We start from the raw sequence: 16650 nt of genomic DNA, 5'->3' as shown, positions 1-16650 counted from the left end.
CCCTACTGAGTACCGGATTGGTTGGGTCTCTAAGGCTTGTTATCAGGTTCCGGCAGGACTGTGCCTGTTGTTAGACACAGACTTTACCTTAACTTTCATCGTCAATCGCTCCACATCGACACAAAAGAGCGGCCGATGATACGCACGCTAGATAGAGCAGCTGATACCAATATTTTACAGACCTTATCTACAACTTCTATCTGCTCAGCAGGGCTACAAGCGTACGACGCGTCTCGCCCGACAGCAAGTGAGCGATTTACTTTTTCGCGACTCTCTCGCATGAGACCAATAGCTGATCGACGCAGCGGTGCAACGTAGTATTTGCGTGCACCCTTTGCGTTGCTTCAAATGGGCTGCTTCGCACTCGAATCAAGCCTGAAATTGACATCCTTTCCGGGAATCATAATTTTTCTAACGATGGCAATATTGCCCCTCTGATAGCTTTCGATATCATCGGGCAAAACAGCCTTTAAGAACATCTCCGCGAAGACTAATACTCTATTTTTCCCCGTGGCTCACCACTGCGTCATAAATCTGTAAATGTTGATTAACGACTGTTTCGATCGAAAAAGCCCCCTCAGCCAACTCCCGACCACGTTCACCCATCGCTCTTCTCATTTCAGGATTTTCAATTAACTTTTGAATGGCATCCGCCAAAGCTATTTCATGCTTAACCGGCACTAACAGTCCCGTTACATCAGGCGTAATTGCATCCCGACACCCCGGGTGATCCGTAGTTACAACCGCCCGCCCACACGCTGCCGCTTCAATCAGGCATTTTGGCAAGCCCTCCCCGTAATATGACGGCAGACACACAATATTAGCTAACGCATATTGACGAGCTATGTCCGTACGAAAGCCCAGAATTTCTACTACTCCCTCTTTTTCCCACTGCTCAAGCTCAGCTGTCGTCACTGTGGTCGGGTTTCCGGGATCTCGCGAGCCCAGTAGACGCATATCAACATCAATACCTCTCGCTCGCAAAATATGAGCCGAACGCACAAATTCAAACACACCCTTGTCTCTCAACAGACGCGCAGCCATAACTACGACAGGCTTGCCGTCTGGCTCCGGTAGACAAGGATAATCGGATAACGCGACCCCAGATCCGCGGACCATTCGTGTTTGTTTCGGGTTCAAAGCACCGGTCGACAGCAAAGTGTCACGATCATCTGGATTCTGGAATATAACCGTTAGCTGCTTTTGCCGGAAAGCGGACGCATAAAGCCGTGTAACTACCCATCGACGAAGCTTAGACACCATCGACCCAGCTACGAACACCGTACCAAGACCGGAGACAGCAAAAACCACGCCTTTTATCCCAGCGACTCGAGCTGCCAATCCGCCGTATAACACCGGCTTAATAGTAACGAGATGAACCAACGTTGGCCTAAGACGGCGAAGCAGCTTATACAGCTCGATAAAAGTGCAGAGTTCCACCAACGGATTTTGACCGCTTCTCGCAAAAGTAACAGTGTAATGTCGAAAGCCCTGAGCCTGGATTTCTGTGACCGCCGGACCGGGAGAGGAGGCAACGTGTACTTCATACCCAGCATTTTTTGTAGCTAAAGCCACCGGCAAACGATGAGAAACAAAGAACTCTGGAGTATTCACTACAAAAAGTATACGTTTCATCCTGCTGACCAGCCTAATCTCAGTTTAAGCGCAAAATGCGCTCAGTCAAAGCTCTTTTTTAATGTTTAAATTCAACTTAACCGACGATTAAAATCCATAAATCTCAAACCGAGGAATATATCTTAAGCTTTTTAAATAACTTAAATAAATTCTCTAAAGAACTATTTACGCCCATACCAGCAAGCTTCGTATGCATCTACCATACTTTGAACTGAAAAACGCTGAATCTTCTGAACACAATGTATTTTCGTTCGCTCCCATATTTCTGGCCCCTCGAACCACTTCAAAAACATTCGCTGAACCAACGAAGCAAGAGCATCGGGATCACTAGGCAAACAGGTTAGTTCGACGTCCCCAACGATATCCAAAGCATCGCCCACCTCGGTCGTAACACAAGGTGTACCACAGGCCATTGCCTCCGCCAATACGTTAGGAAAGCCCTCCGAAGAGCTAGCTAGCACGTGAATGTCAATTGCATTCATAACATCGGGAACATCCTCACGCGAGCCAGCCAATAGAACGCTCTCGTCCAGCCCCAAATTGGCAATTGCATTAACTAGAGCGCCATTAGCTTTGTTCACATTTTTTCCAACCAGCAAGCATCGAAAATTCACCCCCGCATCCTTCACCAAAGCAAGAGCTTTAAATAGGTTCTCGTGATCTTTGCAGGGGTGGTATCGCCCCACACACCCAATTAAAAATTCAGACTCGGAGACTCCAAATTCCTCGCGAACACGTTGCCGACTGTTCTCATTAGGCGAAAAACGGGTCAAATCGCACCCGTTATGAATAACACAGAGCTTATCTTTGGTATAACCCAATTCTTCGTGAACTCTGGATGCTTTATTAGCACAACAGATAATCTTTTTAGGTAGCCAAAAAGAAAGCGACGCACAAAGCCGAGCAACCAAGATAGTCGAGAGCTTTGTTTTGCCCCTCTCCAAAGTAGAATGCCGGATGCCCCAATAGACATTTTTGTTACCAGCTATCCTCGCCGCTAGGCCACCTATTAAATCGGCATGATACATCCAAGTTTGAACTACACCAGGGCAAACGCTCCTGACAAGGCTTACCAACCTAAAAAACTTAAACAGACTAGGTTTTCCGGGATTCATACCTAAGCAAAAAACTTCGATTCCCGCTTCGCGCAAAAGCGAACCATATTTTCCTTCGTCCATTAAGGAAATAACGACATGTTTCGTGGAGGCGCTGTGTTTACAAAGACGATACATGACACCCTCCGCACCACCATCTTGCAAGCCCGTAATGATATGTAAAACTGTATTAGAACTACTCACCAGTAGAAGCCTCTGAAACCTCGGATAGTGTATACACGCCAACCGCGGACACATACGAGAACCGCCGCACCAAATTCGGGACCAAGCAACTAGAATTTCAATTTACAAGAAAGCTTGAATGGCTTGCCATTTATTTTTCATGAAATAACCAATCTATGCTCCCTCTTTAAAAATGCCGAGCAACTTTTCTGCTCGTGCTTCCCATGTAAAACCTGCACCAAACGCCTGCCTTGCTTGACGGGACATTTCTTCGCAAAATTTTTCGTCATTAGAAAGCTGTATTAAAGCATTACACCAGCCGCGCAAATCGTCGGGATCTACTAGAACTGCTGTTTTATCGGAAATACAGTCCCGAATAGCGGGGAGATCAGAGGCGACAATCGCTTTTCCGCTTGCCATATACTCGATAACTTTAATGGGATTCATAAAACTACTGGTATCACCTTTCCCCCCCGCCACCGCTACACCGGATGACTGGTATGGCGCTACCAATACATCGCAACGATCACGATATGCGGATACAAGGTTCGGTTTGACAAAACCGTGGAAATATACATTTCCAGCGGAACTTCGGGACTTCCAATAAACAATATCTTCTTCATTACCGCCTATAAAATGAAAATCCAGATCAGGTAGGCACTCCGCGCATCGCAGAATCAGGTCAACACCTCTACCTGGATATAAATGGCCTGTATAGCCAACCTGGAGAACTCCTGATCTGCCCGGCCAACCGCTATTTAACGTCTCACAACCAGCAATATCATCGGATGCGCCGTTCATAGCAACGTATAAAGATGCCCGCTCTGGTAGTAAATTTTGATACTCATACCAACGTCTCATAGCTTTGGAGTTAAAGGTCATTCGTTTAAAGTTTGACGACGATAATATATTTTTAAAACACCACCTCTCGATAAAATTCTTTTCAGAGATTGGTCCGTGAGCATCAAACACGAAATCGATATTATTCTTGGCCGAAAACCAACACGGTATAGCTGAGCGCGATATTACTAAATCAACACCGCGTCGCCGAGCCTCATGCACCGATTTCTTGGCATAAAGTATCCGATTAATTTTTGGTATTTTCGACTTAGTTTTAATAACTTCAAAACTTTTAGCGACACCATAACTTTCTAATATTTGCTCATTAGTATAGCCTTGGTCTCTCAGAAACAAAACCACATCAGAGCCAACTTTTGATAAAGCCTCACACATTCTGATCACATGAATGCTATTAGCTGTACGAGACGGAAAATCCGCTGCATATGCTGAAATATATGCCACTTTCATCGGCTCAACCTTATATATCGATACATCAAATCATCTGAAAATTAACACTAGTTTTTATATTAAAAGCTGTATGGCAAAACACCATTTGAATTACCTGATATCGCCCTTATATATAGAATAAACATTAGCGCCGAAAAGCCAAAGGAAATCAAGGCAATCTCTACCTGATGCCGAAAAACAAGCGTAACGTACCCAAGATATAAAGGAATAAATATCTCAAAGTACAAACTCAGCCTTTCAATAAACCCGAAGTGTAAAAATATATTTTTAAATATTACGGCGGACATCACCAATATTGACACCATGGAACACATCGAGTTATTTCGAAAAACGTAAAGGGAATACAAAGCAACAAAAAAAAGAAATTGATAAAATAGATCTCTTACCTCTAAGCTGCCGTAGCTACCCCACAAATAATCACCAAAATAGACTTGGTAACTGGAAGGAAACATGTAAGAAGTTTGATCTATAACGTATTTTAGTGGATCAGGATCAATCATTATAAATATAGATAATGACCACACTAAAAGCCAAGCTATAGCTTTTAAGCGCAGTCTTAGGAAAACAAAGGATACTAAGAAAAATATTGCACTTAGGTGGAATAGGATAGCTGTTAAACACCAAACTATACCTTTCTTATCCTTCCCAGAGTAAAGGTTCAGTCCATTCAAAACAAAAGCCATCGCTAAAGCCTGACGCACACCATTAAAGGAGAAGATATAAAACGACAATCCTAAAAAAACACTAAAAAAAACTAAGTGGTTAGTAGAAAATCGATGCGCCGCGAGTACTATCAAGAGAGAAAACAAGCTCGACGATAGAAAAATAACCCCTGAGGGTCCCCAACCAAACCAATTTGAAACAAGGTTCATCATTACAAAGCCCGGCTCATAGCGCGTAAGAAAAGGATTAACCGCGGAGCTCGTTAGATAGTTGAATATAATATAATAAGCGGACGTGTCTGTACCTACGCTCTCTGCCCTTATCCCCGAAAAGATAGCTAACACGATAAATAGGGCAGCCATCAACAACGCATAAAAATACCCACGCCTATTAGCGAAGTCGGACATTAAGGCAAAGAAAGAAACCAAGACGTATAGAAAAATATAAGGTAACAAAAAAATTATCCAACTAAAAAAATGATTATATGCGTTATAAGCGGCTTCCTAGGCTCATACAATAAAAGCCCGAAGAGGTCCTAAACAACTCTAACTCTCCCGGTAACGTGCGCTCTGATGAAGCGCCAGACTTCAACGATCTCAGCCCGAAAGGTGAAAATAGTGCTTAACAACACGAGAGCCCAAAATGCATGTGCCAGCCATCCTGCTCGTCCCGCCGCCAATGTGCTCAATATGGCGCCAGATACAACCAATATACTGTAGCAATAGATGAGCTTTCTCGGGAATGACTTCCAGAGATAGCAAGAGAATTCGGTTCTTGCTACGAGAAATAGAAGAAATGAACCGCATGTACTTATCGCTGCACCAGCGGCACCGAACTTAGGGATCAATAGCCAATTGCCAAATAGATTTACGGCGAACGCTAGGAAGGCTGCAGCCATCGCGAAAACACTTCGCTTAGAGATGCCAATCCCAACGACTGTAGTCTCTGACAACGTGTATAGCAATGGGTACCCAAGGCATGAAATTAACAGCCACTGCACACTCGCGTACTCACTTGGCAAAAAGATCGTAATTACCCAAGAAAATAATCCAGCTAGGGAGAACAACACCACTACACAGAGAAGAATATACCGGCTAGCTCGATGAATGTTTTCAATCCCGCCCCCCTTGCTAACCCACTTATACACAGTAGGAGCCCATACCGTGGAGAAAACGCTTTGCAAAATCGTAGCGGCAGCTGCAAAGCTCACTGCGACAGAATAAATGGCAAGCTGTTCGTAGCTCGAAAACATACGAAGGAATACTTTATCGGTAGCCGTGAGCCCCCAAAATGCTATTCCACCTAGAATCAGAGGCAGGCCAAAACATAACAATTCTCTTAGCGCGGCGAGGTCCAGCTGATGTCTAAGCCCTTCGATCCATTCATTTCGCGTATTCCAGACTAACACCACACTTACCAGCGCGATTGCTGCTGTATTAGCAGCGACCAGATTAGTCAAATTTTTTGCGCCGTCCAAAAGTACATAACCAATTATAATTACAAGTAGTAAAAGCTTCGGCACCACTTGACTCATTGAAAAAGCTAGACCTCGCTCATTCATTCTGAGGACAAGCGACAAAAACCGAGAAATAAAGGAGGCCAAAAGTGCTATAGCTACTAAAACGCTCAATTGCAACGAGGAAACATCAAACAACCATTTTGATACAGCCCCTCCCATTGTTAAAAGCACAGCAAGCGTGGAAAGCAAAAAAACGAGACCAGGCAGGATAACACTTTTTAATAACGCCGGTTGATTATGGCTTTGGTGGAATTCCCTCACATATGCCTGATCTAAGCCCAAGCTGAACAGCAAGGTGCTAAAGCTGAGAGTAACCTGAAGCATAGCCATACGGCCAACGTCTTCCTGTGAAAAATACCAAGTAACTAGGGGCAACGTAACGAGGCCCAGACAGGAGCCGCCTAAAGGGCCAATGGCGAACAGCGCAATCTGCTTGGGAGTCATGCACGCCATCCACTCAATATGATAGTTTCAACGCTAGTGATCAACTTATATTACCAACAGCTTGCTCAACCAGAATATTAGTTCTCTCAATACCCCGCTCACGTGACCAGTAAACACTTACTGCCTTCCTGTTCGTTTCACGCTCCTCGTCAGAAAGCGGTAGATTAAGTAGACCCGGATTCACTTCAAGTTCCTGAACAGTTGAGAGTGACACACCCAATTTTTTAAAAAAGGTATAAACCAAATTTTCTTCTCGAACGAATACTCTGGCCCCCAAGTACAGCATGATTACGATGTTGCCGACTGCCTGTTGCCGTCTATGATTCATTATTACGTAGCCGCATTTTTTTATCATAGCCACGTAATCTTTTATAGGTAAAAATTCTTGTAGCGGAACAAAGTCCACACCGAAATAACATTCCCCTGACTCTATAACTTTCCTAGCGTATAGCTTATTTCCATAACTAAGAGGAACAATAAATTTTCTATTTTTTAGATTTTGTGCCAGGAGAAAATCAAAAGCTTCTGCATGATTACAGTTCGGCGAAGCGCTATTGCCAACCAAGATCGCATCGCCACTTACTTGGTGTCTTTCAAATCCTCTAATTAAGTTGTCTTCGATGGTGCCATAATTCCAACTTGCGCTTCGAGGGAAGTCTTGCCACTTTCTGGCTTTTCGAACCAGCTCGTATTCATTAGGTAGCACCGGCGAAAACAGCGATATCTTTTCTATCGCCTTTTCTCGCGATTTAGAAAAACCTAGTGCCAGCAAGGCGCGACCAAAACTAGCACCGACAATTCTTAAAGTATTATTTTTTCTTAATTCGTCAATTAATAGCCGTGTTTTTGGAAGAAGCAATTCGCTTGAGGTACCAATCAATTCGTAGTAGTCATACCCCCATCCTAGCCAAATCTTTGGTAGATGCTCGGGGATATTGTAAACTTCTGGGTAAATTAAATCGTCAAGCGAATGAAAAAAAACCGCGTCGTAGTTTTCATAAAACGATCTTCGTACCTTTGGCCGCCTTTTGATTGAAAATCGGACCAAAGAAAGTTTTTTAGGAACCAGTTTAACGTACTTTAAATTGAAAGACTTCGAAATTATAAGTACGTCATTTTGCTTTGGAAACGCAGCTTCGAATAGATCAAACGCGTGATCTATGAATTTATCGTCTGTTGCGACGTGAAGTATCCTCATGACAAACTAAGCAGTTCTTTTTCCAGATTCTCGATATTCCTACTTCTATTTTTTATTGGCTTAGCCGGCACTCCAGAATATATTTTAAATTCCTGGCAATCTTTAACAACTAGACTAAGTGAACCCACCGCTGCACCTTTGTTAATAGTCACCCCAGGAAGAACGACTGCGCCAGAGCCAATAATTACATGTTTTCCAATGTAAACATTAGATACTTTCACACGTTTAAACTGGTCGGGAACTGTAGGATTGGTAAGGGAACCCCCTGAATAATCATCGTTACTGCTATAGACGGCGACTCTAGATGACAAACCGCTAAAATCATCTAGATGTATTGAGCCTGCGCCGATTAATAACGAGAAAACAGCAATATGAACATAGTTTCCAATAAAAATCCCACCGTCACCGGCGGAGAGCACACAATAATCATCTATCCTGACATTGCTTCCAATTTTGATATTTTCGGGATTATAAATGGAGGCTTTGTCAGATATTAATACGTTATTACCTAACTCAGAGAACCCTATAGACTTAAGCTGATCACAAGCTAGAAACGCCATTAGTACAATCTCCAAATTGAATCAACAACTCTTTCAAAGTCGCAACCGAAATAGAGTGGAAGGCATAGAATTCTTGAGGAGACGGAGGCAGAAACTGGCATCGGCTTTTCATTCTCCAGAAACTTAACACTCTCAAGTGATGGATAAAAATAGCGCCTCGGAAAGATATTTTTTTCAGCTAAGAATAACAACAACTTTTTAACTTCGTCTTGATTTTTCAGCATTACCGGAAAGTATGCGTAATTATATGTGATATTTTTATTTATTTTTTGTTTGGTAAAGTGCGATGGGACCTTTTGATAGTAGCCCTCCCACGCTTTCTTCCTCGCTCTAAGGTTATCTTGCATTTCATCCAAAACAGACAAACCCATCGCTGCCTGGAGCTCACTCATCTTCGCGTTGATGCCGATCTCCTCCATGCTTTCAGGCGCGGTTATTCCGAAATTAATCATTTTCCTGGCTCGCTCCAAATCCTCTTGGCGCTTGAAGACAATTGCGCCCCCCTCACCGGTATGGAATAGTTTCGTAGCGTGAAAACTAAGCGTGGCAGCATCTCCCTGCTTTAGTAGGCTCTCGCCTTTATATTTTACGCCAAAAGCGTGGGAAGCATCGTAAATGACTTTTAAGTTGTACTTGTGAGCAATTCGTCCGATAGCTTCTACATCGCAAGCGTTGCCGAATACATGCACAGGAATGATAGCGCGGGTTTGTAGTGTAATCTGCGCTTCGATGCTCTCTGGCGCTATACACCAGCTTTCCGGGTCGATATCTGAAAACGATGGCTGAATACCATCCCACTTCAATGAGCTTGCCGTAGCGATGAACGTAAAAGGTGTTGTAATCGCTTCAGCAGGTTTACGATCGACCAACTTGTTAATACCGAGCGCGCGATAAGCAATTTGTAGCGCAAGAGTACCATTTGAAACCAGGAGTAGATTTTCAACTTCGAGAAAATCTTCAAGTCTACTAGTAAGTGTCTGTACCAGCGGGCCGTTGTTGGTTAACACATTGCTGTCATATATATCATCAAGGTACCGGTTCAGCTTTTCCCGGCTTGGTAGGTACGGCTTAGTGACAGGGATCATTTTGTGCCTTCCAGTATATCTAGTAAGTATTGGCCGTAACCGTTTTTCTGAAGCCGGCTGGCTTGCTGCAGAAACTGTTCTTTGGTAAGCCAGCCTTGATTAAGGCCAATTTCTTCAAGACAAGCGATTTTGTACCCTTGACGCTTTTCAACAGTTTCCACAAACTGAGCGGCCTCCAATAGGCTTTCGTGTGTTCCAGTGTCCAGCCATGCGAACCCCCGACCCAACAGCTCAACATTTAGCTTACCTTGCTCCATATAGACCTGATTTATGCAGGTAATTTCCAGTTCGCCTCGGTTGCTGGGCTTTACCTTTTTGGCAATTTCTACGACGCTGTTATCGTAGAAATAAAGACCGGTAACTGCGTAATGGGATCTCGGATGTTCAGGCTTTTCTTCGAGGGAAATTGCGCGTTTGCTTTCGTCAAATTCTACTACACCAAAGCGCTCGGGATCTTTTACCTGATAACCAAAGACGGTGGCCCCATCAATACGCCGGGCCGATTGTTGCAATTTGGGAGTGAACCCTTGGCCATAGAAAATGTTGTCACCCAGCACTAAGCATACGCTGTCGCTACCTATGAATTCTTCCCCAATAATGAAAGCTTGGGCGAGTCCCTCCGGACGTGGTTGTACTTCGTAGCTCAGATTTATCCCGAACTTATCGCCCATACCCAATGCTCGTTTAAAACCAGCCTGGTCTTCAGGCGTCGTTATGATGAGGATATCCCGAATACCTGCGAGCATGAGTACGGAAAGAGGGTAGTAAATCATCGGTTTGTCGTACACCGGCAGAAGCTGTTTGGAAGTGCCTAGCGTTATGGGATATAGGCGCGTGCCGGAGCCGCCTGCAAGGATGATTCCTTTCACGTTCAATCGCCCTTTAGTTTGGTGATTTGAAAACTACTAACGCGGTGCTTGACCACTCAGAAATTCCATTTCGCTGTCTCATCCCGATACGCCCAAGCGCTCTCGTTGGTAGCTGCTATCTTGAATACGCTTGCACCAGTCGATGTTCGTCAGATACCAAAGTACGGTCTTTCGAATGCCAGTTTGGAAGGTTTCTTTTGGCGTCCAACCGAGTTCATTCTGAATCTTCGTTGCATCAATCGCGTAGCGCATGTCGTGGCCCGGGCGGTCTTTTACATAAGTAATTAGCTCCCTGTAATGGCCCTTTCGAGGACGGAACTCCTGTAGGAGCTCACAGAGGGCATGTACCACCTCAATATTTTGTTTCTCGTTGTGACCACCAACATTGTAAGTTTCACCCACCTTACCTTTTGTCACTACCTTATATAACGCTCGGGCGTGGTCTTCCACATATAGCCAGTCCCGGATCTGCTCGCCTTGACCGTAGACGGGTAGCGGCTTACCTTCCAGAGCGTTGAGTATCATCAGAGGTATGAGTTTCTCAGGAAAGTGATAAGGTCCGTAATTGTTAGAACAATTAGTTACCAAAACAGGCAAACCATAAGTCCGGTGCCACGCGCGCACTAGGTGGTCAGAACCGGCTTTACTTGCCGAATAAGGCGAGCTTGGCGCATAGGAGGTTGTTTCGGTGAACAGGTCATCCGACCCTTCCAGGTCACCATATACTTCGTCAGTGCTTATGTGATGGAAGCGGAAGCTCGACCTCCGTCTCAAATCCAAGGCATTCCAGTATTGACGGGCCGCTTCCAGTAACGTGTAAGTACCAACTATATTGGTCTCGATGAAGGCTGCGGGACCATCGATAGAGCGATCGACGTGGCTTTCTGCGGCGAGATGCATGACCGCATCAGGACGATGCTCGTCAAAAATACGGTCCATTTCCGCTCGATCACAGATATCCGCTTTCTCAAAGACATATCGCTCACTATCGCTTACTTCTGCCAAACTCTCCAAGTTGCCGGCATAAGTCAGCTTATCTAGATTGACCACTTGATCCGTCGTATCGTGGATAATATGGCGAATAACGGCAGAGCCAATGAAGCCCGCCCCACCTGTAACTAGTAGCTTCATGTGTTACTCAACATCTCCAAGATCCTAAATATACATTTTCGTTGAAATATACCCCCTTATTACAGCCTCTACTTTATGTCTACTCTCAATTTGGCCCTCACCAAAACGCAAAATTCAGCGAGGAACACGGCAAAAATACCACCAGCGCCAGCCAAAATGCCGGCTACCACCACAATTAGCACTCGCCGCGGCTCAGTTTTGTCGGCACTCTGGCGACTCACGACAAGCTCATCCACCGGCTTGAGCTGTTCCAGCTCACTCTCCAGGTTCACTCGCTTCTCGATTGCGCTCGCTAAAGCTTCGCCCGCATTCTGTTGTCCTTCAAGCGCTTGAATCACGTCGTCCAAAGATTTGACCTGACGCTGGAGACTTTTCTCCTCAATTTTGAGCGAGCCATTCTGATGTTCTTTTACTTTTTCAATTAACGTTGTATGAATTTTTTCTACCAAATCAGCGCTTTCTTGTTCTGCCTCCGACACCAGACGGACCAGACTGGTCTGCTCTGGATTGCTAGCCTTTACTTCGAAAGGAAGCTTCATATCCATTTCCGCTCGGAAACGTACGCCGACCTCCGGCAACCAGCGATTCTCTATAGTCGCAATAACTGTATGGGGTTGCTCAACCGATTTACCGTCTCCCAGTTTGGCCACTTCCAAGAGGCTCACATACTCATACTTGTCCGATGCAAGCAGAGCGTATGCTAGGCCGGCTAACGTCACGATGATGAATACGATATAAAATACAAACCGCCGCCGAACGAATACCGCGGCGAGATCTACCAAACTTATGTCATCGTCCAGCTTTTGTTGCTGCTCGTAAGCACTATTCATCTGCAATACCTGCTACATCTTATTGGCCAAGCCGGCACGCTACCGCCCCACCCACCCATTTCAGTGCTTTGAGGCATACGCCATCCGTGACAGTGGTTCAATAACTGTCCGTAAAGCCTGATGGGTATAAGCTTACCGGTGATTGGTACGCGTTACGGAAGGAGCCGAATTCTACGGCATTTTGGAGGATTTTTGCAGTTTCAGTGAGTGACGAACTTGTAGGGTGGCGTTTCAGAGTAGTCTTTGATTAGCGTTTTATGGAAGATACCGGCATGCGCACCCGCTGTTGCTTCTGCAAAAACTCAAGCAGAACAATGGCTCGGGTGTCACCGTCGTAGGTTTGAAAAATCGCGCTAAAGCCTTTAAAGGGACCTTCCTGAATCTCAATGGGCTGGCCAGGCTTCATACCACCCCGCTCCGCGATGGCTTGCATGCCTTCTTTAATCTGAGCGATGACATCGTCACCAACCGGTGCAGGATTCCCGGCAAAACTGACTACGCGTAGTACACCTCGAGTTGAGCGAAGCTTTGCCCATTGAGGGTCGTCGGGTTCCATTCTGAAAAAGATGTAACCGGGGAAAAGCGCTTCAAGCCTTTTAAAACGCCGACCAGCTTTGACCTTCTCGACTTCGATCTTGGGATAGAAGCAAGCAACTTCCTGACTTTGTAGGTGCTCTACCGCGCGATCGCCCTGATTTGGTTTGTGCCGTAGAACGTACCAAGTCATAGCTATGCTCCGCGTTTGGCGATGAGTGTGACTTCATCCAAAGCTATTCTATATTGAGCCCTTAAACTACGCGTAGTAGCGGGGGCTCAGAATGCGTCGCCCTAGGAAGACGGCCGCTTTGACTGGTTTGCCCATACCCTCGAATAAAGGCGCATACGGCAATGAGAAACAGGCCGAGCATCCCGCCTTACCATCACGCGCTTGGGTCCGCCTGTAAACATCCTTGTTTTAGTTGCACCGCTGATTAGAGTTTTCCGTCTGTTGGTGTCTCGCCAGATATTCCCATGGCGTCAGGTCTTCCAGTGAATCGTGGGGACGTTCGTCGTTGTATTCGGCCATCCACGACTCGGTCCGCTGCCGGACTTCGGTGAGATTCCGGAAGACATACATATTCAGGATCTCGTCCTGAGCCCGGTCGGGTCCGAGCCAACAGGGCACTGCTGCAGCAGATCGAGCAGGTTCACCATCAGAATCGGCACGCCTACTGTCCGCTTAGGATCAGGAAGGAGTTGCTCAGCCAAGGGGTTCTGGGCGGTGTGAACCGCATTGCGAAGCTCAAGCGCCAGGCGGGTCTGGTGACCGCTCTAGCCAAGGTCTGGCAACGTTCCTGTCGTGGCCAAACCTTCGAACACATCGTTGAGCGTCGGCTGCTCAGGTGCTTCTCGGCTGAGGCACCGAATCAGCGCTGGGTGGGCGATATTACCTTCATCTCCACCGCAGAAGGCTGGCTGTACCTCTCCGCCTTCATGGACCTGTTCTCACGCATGATTGTAGGCTGGTCGAAAATGGCGGCCCTAGTCGAAACCTGGCTACAGAGGCACTGGAGATGGCTTTAGGGCGACGCGGCAAACCGGACAAGCTCATGCTTCATACCGACCAGGGCGTTCAGTACCGCACCGCTCAGTACCAGGCACTGCTAACCCTTAATGGCATCGAGCCCAGCATGAGTCGTAAAGGCAACTGCCTCGATAATGCGGCAATGGTGAGCCTCTTCCATACGTTGAAGACCGAGCATGTACGGCACCATCGATACCGGACACACCAGCAGGCTCGACAAAGTTTATTGGATTACATGACACCCTTTTGAGTATAAACAACGACACGCTGTCTCTTAACCGAGTGTCCGTATAACTGAGGCTAGTTCAATCTGACCCCTGCACTTGCACCTGCACTTGAGAGCCAAACTTTCAATGCACGGATTGATAAGAAGCGGGCAAATCTGCAGCATATCCATGCAGCCAAAATCTAGGGTAGTACGTTACTCCTCCCTCTGAATAACGCCCGCCATCGAGTTTCATTGATTCCCAATAGTCATAAACACCCCTAGACCACAAAATCGCCCATGTAGAAAGCATTAGCACCATACAAATAGGCACAAGAACATTCGAGCCGCGCACTTGGTTGTTCGAGACAATAAAGCCGGAAGATTCAGCCTCCAGCAATGCCCACAAAGAAGACAAACAAGTAACACCAACTATCGCCGAACTTGGCATCAGCAGATTGCCAGAAACACCGGCATGAAGTAGACCAGAGACGCACGAATAAATAAAACCAAGAGTCAGCATAACTTTTGCCGAATCGGCCTTACTGGACAGCTTAACGGTCATTTTGAAATATCTAATCCTTAATGCAAAAGCAAGAAAAACTAACGCCAATCCAAGAAGCGAAACCCACCCATACTCCGCAGCAAACAAAAAATATGTGTTATGGGGATGACCGTGGGACAAGTTAGAAATAAAATTACCGTCTACCGGTGCGTGCAATATCCATGATTCACCTCCCATACCCCAAGGGAAATTTACGAAGCTCATGCCCCAAGCCTCTCTCCATAACATTACGCGCCCCGTTGGGTCTACAACAAACTCATTGGAAATAAGATCTTTGGAATCTATAACAAATTGAGTGACTGCCACCCATAACAAAAAGGCAAGAACAAAGGAGAGTAAAGCCGGATATACATGATTCCTACTTCTACCTCCAAATACAAGAAATAGAAAAACACTAGATAAGGCTATACTAAGAATCGTCCCCCGGATTGAGACGCTCAATACGATGAACCACAATCCAGACATAAGAGAAAATGATAGTATTCTAATTAGTTGGCGACGATACCTATATTCATATGAAGCCGCAGCGGACAACAAGGGTATGCACCATGTAGCCACTTGGCCTAAAAAGTTGATATTTGCAAAACCCGAGCCAATTATCGCACCTCTGAAACTTTGCATACCTCCAGCCACCAATAAAGCAACATATAATGAAAGGTAAACTAATGAAAAGACGAATACTGCGCATATTACGACTTGAGCCAGAGTGATACGAAACTGAGGAGATTGCGAAGAGAAAAACACGAAGACAAACAACAGGGCGAACAAAAAATAGGAAAGGTTTGCCAGCCAAAACTTCGACACTGCATACAGATGATCTGAGATCAGACTAGATAATACGAAAAGCAGAGTACCGAGCAGAAACAATATAGCACTAGGACTTCTAGAAGAACGCCAGTTAAAAAAAAGGACAGAAAGAACTACAGAAACAGCCAGATAGGAAACAAGAGCAACTCTGACCTGATCAAACCCTCCAACCCCAAGTACTCGCACTATCCCACCAAAAAACGCGAAGAAAAATAGGACGAAAATGAGGAAAACAGAAAAATACCACCAAACACTCCGGACGAATGTCAAAGGAAGACCCTCAAATAACCCCCAGCCCGGTGATGTGCTGGTCACCGGGCTGGGGTTTATACCAACTTCAGCAGCGTTTTAGGATGCGCTGTCGTTACGGCATTCGTTCGGAATACGATTGTAGTAGTCTGAATCAATATCAGTCCAGCATGTCACAGCCAGCCCGTTCGCCGACGGAGTTAGCGTGAAGTTCAGCTTCTTGCTGTCCAGATTCGTAGCATCACCGGTATTGGCAAGTGTAAGCTCGACTAGAGTTGCATCGGCAGTCGTGGCGCCAGCGGTATAATCAGCCGCACTTACGAGATCAGATTGCGACGCAATACGATCGACAATCTCTTCACCGTCACTATCGTCAGGCCATGCGCCCTCAGATACCATACGCTCATAGATATCCAGCTTTGCTGCAGACATCAGGGATACAGGCTCGGCCATACGGGCGCGAGTTGTATAGTCTTGGTAAGCAGGAATGGCAACAGCTGCCAAAATACCGATAATTGCAACCACGATCATCAATTCGATCAAGGTAAAACCCTGCTGCACACGTTTCATATACTTCTCCAATTCTTCAATTTTGGTTTGACACGTCCGTCACGGACAGCCTGACCAAGTCTCTACATATATCGTGCCAACCGCATAAAAAAATTTTTTGCCATATTTTTCAGCACAATAGGGACGACATGAAACATGACCCTAGTAACTGATACGACGAACGATGACCGT

The 16650-nt window shown here is 45.7% G+C and carries 16 protein-coding genes and 1 pseudogene; 2 read left to right on the top strand and 15 right to left on the bottom strand.

The window, feature by feature from the left end; all coding sequences use genetic code 11:
- Window positions 1–498: 498 nt before the first annotated feature.
- From RE428_RS08865 to RE428_RS08805, 13 genes and pseudogenes are all read right to left on the bottom strand, one after another.
- The gene (locus tag RE428_RS08865) at window positions 499–1635 is read right to left on the bottom strand and encodes a glycosyltransferase family 4 protein (protein ID WP_040882594.1); all 1137 of its coding nucleotides are present in this window, start codon (window positions 1633–1635) and stop codon (window positions 499–501) included.
- A gap of 161 nt (window positions 1636–1796) precedes the next feature.
- A complete protein-coding gene (locus RE428_RS08860) occupies window positions 1797–2933 on the bottom strand; it encodes a glycosyltransferase family 4 protein (protein WP_205624612.1) in 1137 nt (378 codons plus the stop codon).
- Between the two features lie 153 nt (window positions 2934–3086).
- The gene (locus tag RE428_RS08855) at window positions 3087–4220 is read right to left on the bottom strand and encodes a glycosyltransferase family 4 protein (protein WP_081614608.1); all 1134 of its coding nucleotides are present in this window, start codon (window positions 4218–4220) and stop codon (window positions 3087–3089) included.
- A gap of 59 nt (window positions 4221–4279) precedes the next feature.
- Complete coding sequence (locus RE428_RS08850; protein WP_169334069.1) at window positions 4280–5245, bottom strand: EpsG family protein; 966 nt, start codon at window positions 5243–5245, stop codon at window positions 4280–4282.
- A gap of 173 nt (window positions 5246–5418) precedes the next feature.
- Window positions 5419–6846, bottom strand: coding sequence for a lipopolysaccharide biosynthesis protein (locus tag RE428_RS08845; RefSeq protein ID WP_004581640.1), 1428 nt, complete (start codon window positions 6844–6846; stop codon window positions 5419–5421).
- Window positions 6847–6886: 40 nt separating this feature from the next.
- Entirely contained in the window at window positions 6887–8044 is a 1158-nt protein-coding gene (locus RE428_RS08840; protein WP_004581639.1) for a TDP-N-acetylfucosamine:lipid II N-acetylfucosaminyltransferase family protein, read from the bottom strand.
- Window positions 8041–8604 carry an acyltransferase gene (locus RE428_RS08835; protein ID WP_081614607.1) on the bottom strand — a complete coding sequence of 188 codons (564 nt, stop codon included), beginning with the start codon at window positions 8602–8604 and terminating at the stop codon, window positions 8041–8043. Before RE428_RS08835 ends, RE428_RS08840 begins: the two co-directional genes overlap by 4 nt.
- Window positions 8604–9689, bottom strand: a complete 1086-nt coding sequence (locus tag RE428_RS08830) for a DegT/DnrJ/EryC1/StrS family aminotransferase (protein WP_004581637.1) — start codon at window positions 9687–9689, stop codon at window positions 8604–8606. The genes RE428_RS08835 and RE428_RS08830 overlap by 1 nt, the downstream gene beginning before the upstream one ends.
- Window positions 9686–10558: a glucose-1-phosphate thymidylyltransferase RfbA gene (gene rfbA / locus RE428_RS08825; protein ID WP_004581636.1), complete on the bottom strand. Its 873-nt coding sequence runs from the start codon at window positions 10556–10558 to the stop codon at window positions 9686–9688. Before rfbA ends, RE428_RS08830 begins: the two co-directional genes overlap by 4 nt.
- Before the next feature lie 78 nt (window positions 10559–10636).
- Entirely contained in the window at window positions 10637–11689 is a 1053-nt protein-coding gene (rfbB, locus tag RE428_RS08820; protein ID WP_004581635.1) for a dTDP-glucose 4,6-dehydratase, read from the bottom strand.
- Between the two features lie 68 nt (window positions 11690–11757).
- Window positions 11758–12519: a Wzz/FepE/Etk N-terminal domain-containing protein gene (locus tag RE428_RS08815; RefSeq protein WP_004581634.1), complete on the bottom strand. Its 762-nt coding sequence runs from the start codon at window positions 12517–12519 to the stop codon at window positions 11758–11760.
- 247 nt (window positions 12520–12766) lie between these two features.
- Complete coding sequence (gene rfaH, locus RE428_RS08810) at window positions 12767–13246, bottom strand: transcription/translation regulatory transformer protein RfaH (RefSeq protein WP_004581633.1); 480 nt, start codon at window positions 13244–13246, stop codon at window positions 12767–12769.
- 228 nt (window positions 13247–13474) lie between these two features.
- Window positions 13475–13648: pseudogene (locus RE428_RS08805) on the bottom strand (integrase core domain-containing protein); the annotation flags it as partial.
- Window positions 13649–13683: 35 nt separating this feature from the next.
- Here RE428_RS08805 and RE428_RS08800 point away from each other — a divergent pair.
- Both RE428_RS08800 and RE428_RS08795 read left to right on the top strand, forming a co-directional pair.
- Window positions 13684–14082, top strand: coding sequence for a DDE-type integrase/transposase/recombinase (locus RE428_RS08800; RefSeq protein ID WP_115840248.1), 399 nt, complete (start codon window positions 13684–13686; stop codon window positions 14080–14082).
- Window positions 14073–14333, top strand: coding sequence for an IS3 family transposase (locus RE428_RS08795; protein WP_004581630.1), 261 nt, complete (start codon window positions 14073–14075; stop codon window positions 14331–14333). Before RE428_RS08800 ends, RE428_RS08795 begins: the two co-directional genes overlap by 10 nt.
- Window positions 14334–14433: 100 nt before the next feature.
- Here RE428_RS08795 and RE428_RS08790 read toward each other — a convergent pair whose 3' ends face one another.
- Together RE428_RS08790 and RE428_RS08785 are read right to left on the bottom strand one after the other, a co-directional pair.
- Window positions 14434–15975 (bottom strand): O-antigen ligase family protein, encoded by a 1542-nt coding sequence (locus tag RE428_RS08790; RefSeq protein ID WP_154660759.1) that lies wholly within the window; start codon window positions 15973–15975, stop codon window positions 14434–14436.
- Between the two features lie 33 nt (window positions 15976–16008).
- Complete coding sequence (locus RE428_RS08785; RefSeq protein WP_004581629.1) at window positions 16009–16479, bottom strand: pilin; 471 nt, start codon at window positions 16477–16479, stop codon at window positions 16009–16011.
- Between the last annotated feature and the right edge of the window lie 171 nt (window positions 16480–16650).

It is taken from the genome of Marinobacter nanhaiticus D15-8W (assembly GCF_036511935.1).
Classification (GTDB): domain Bacteria; phylum Pseudomonadota; class Gammaproteobacteria; order Pseudomonadales; family Oleiphilaceae; genus Marinobacter_A; species Marinobacter_A nanhaiticus.
This window is presented reverse-complemented; position numbering and strand designations above follow the sequence as displayed.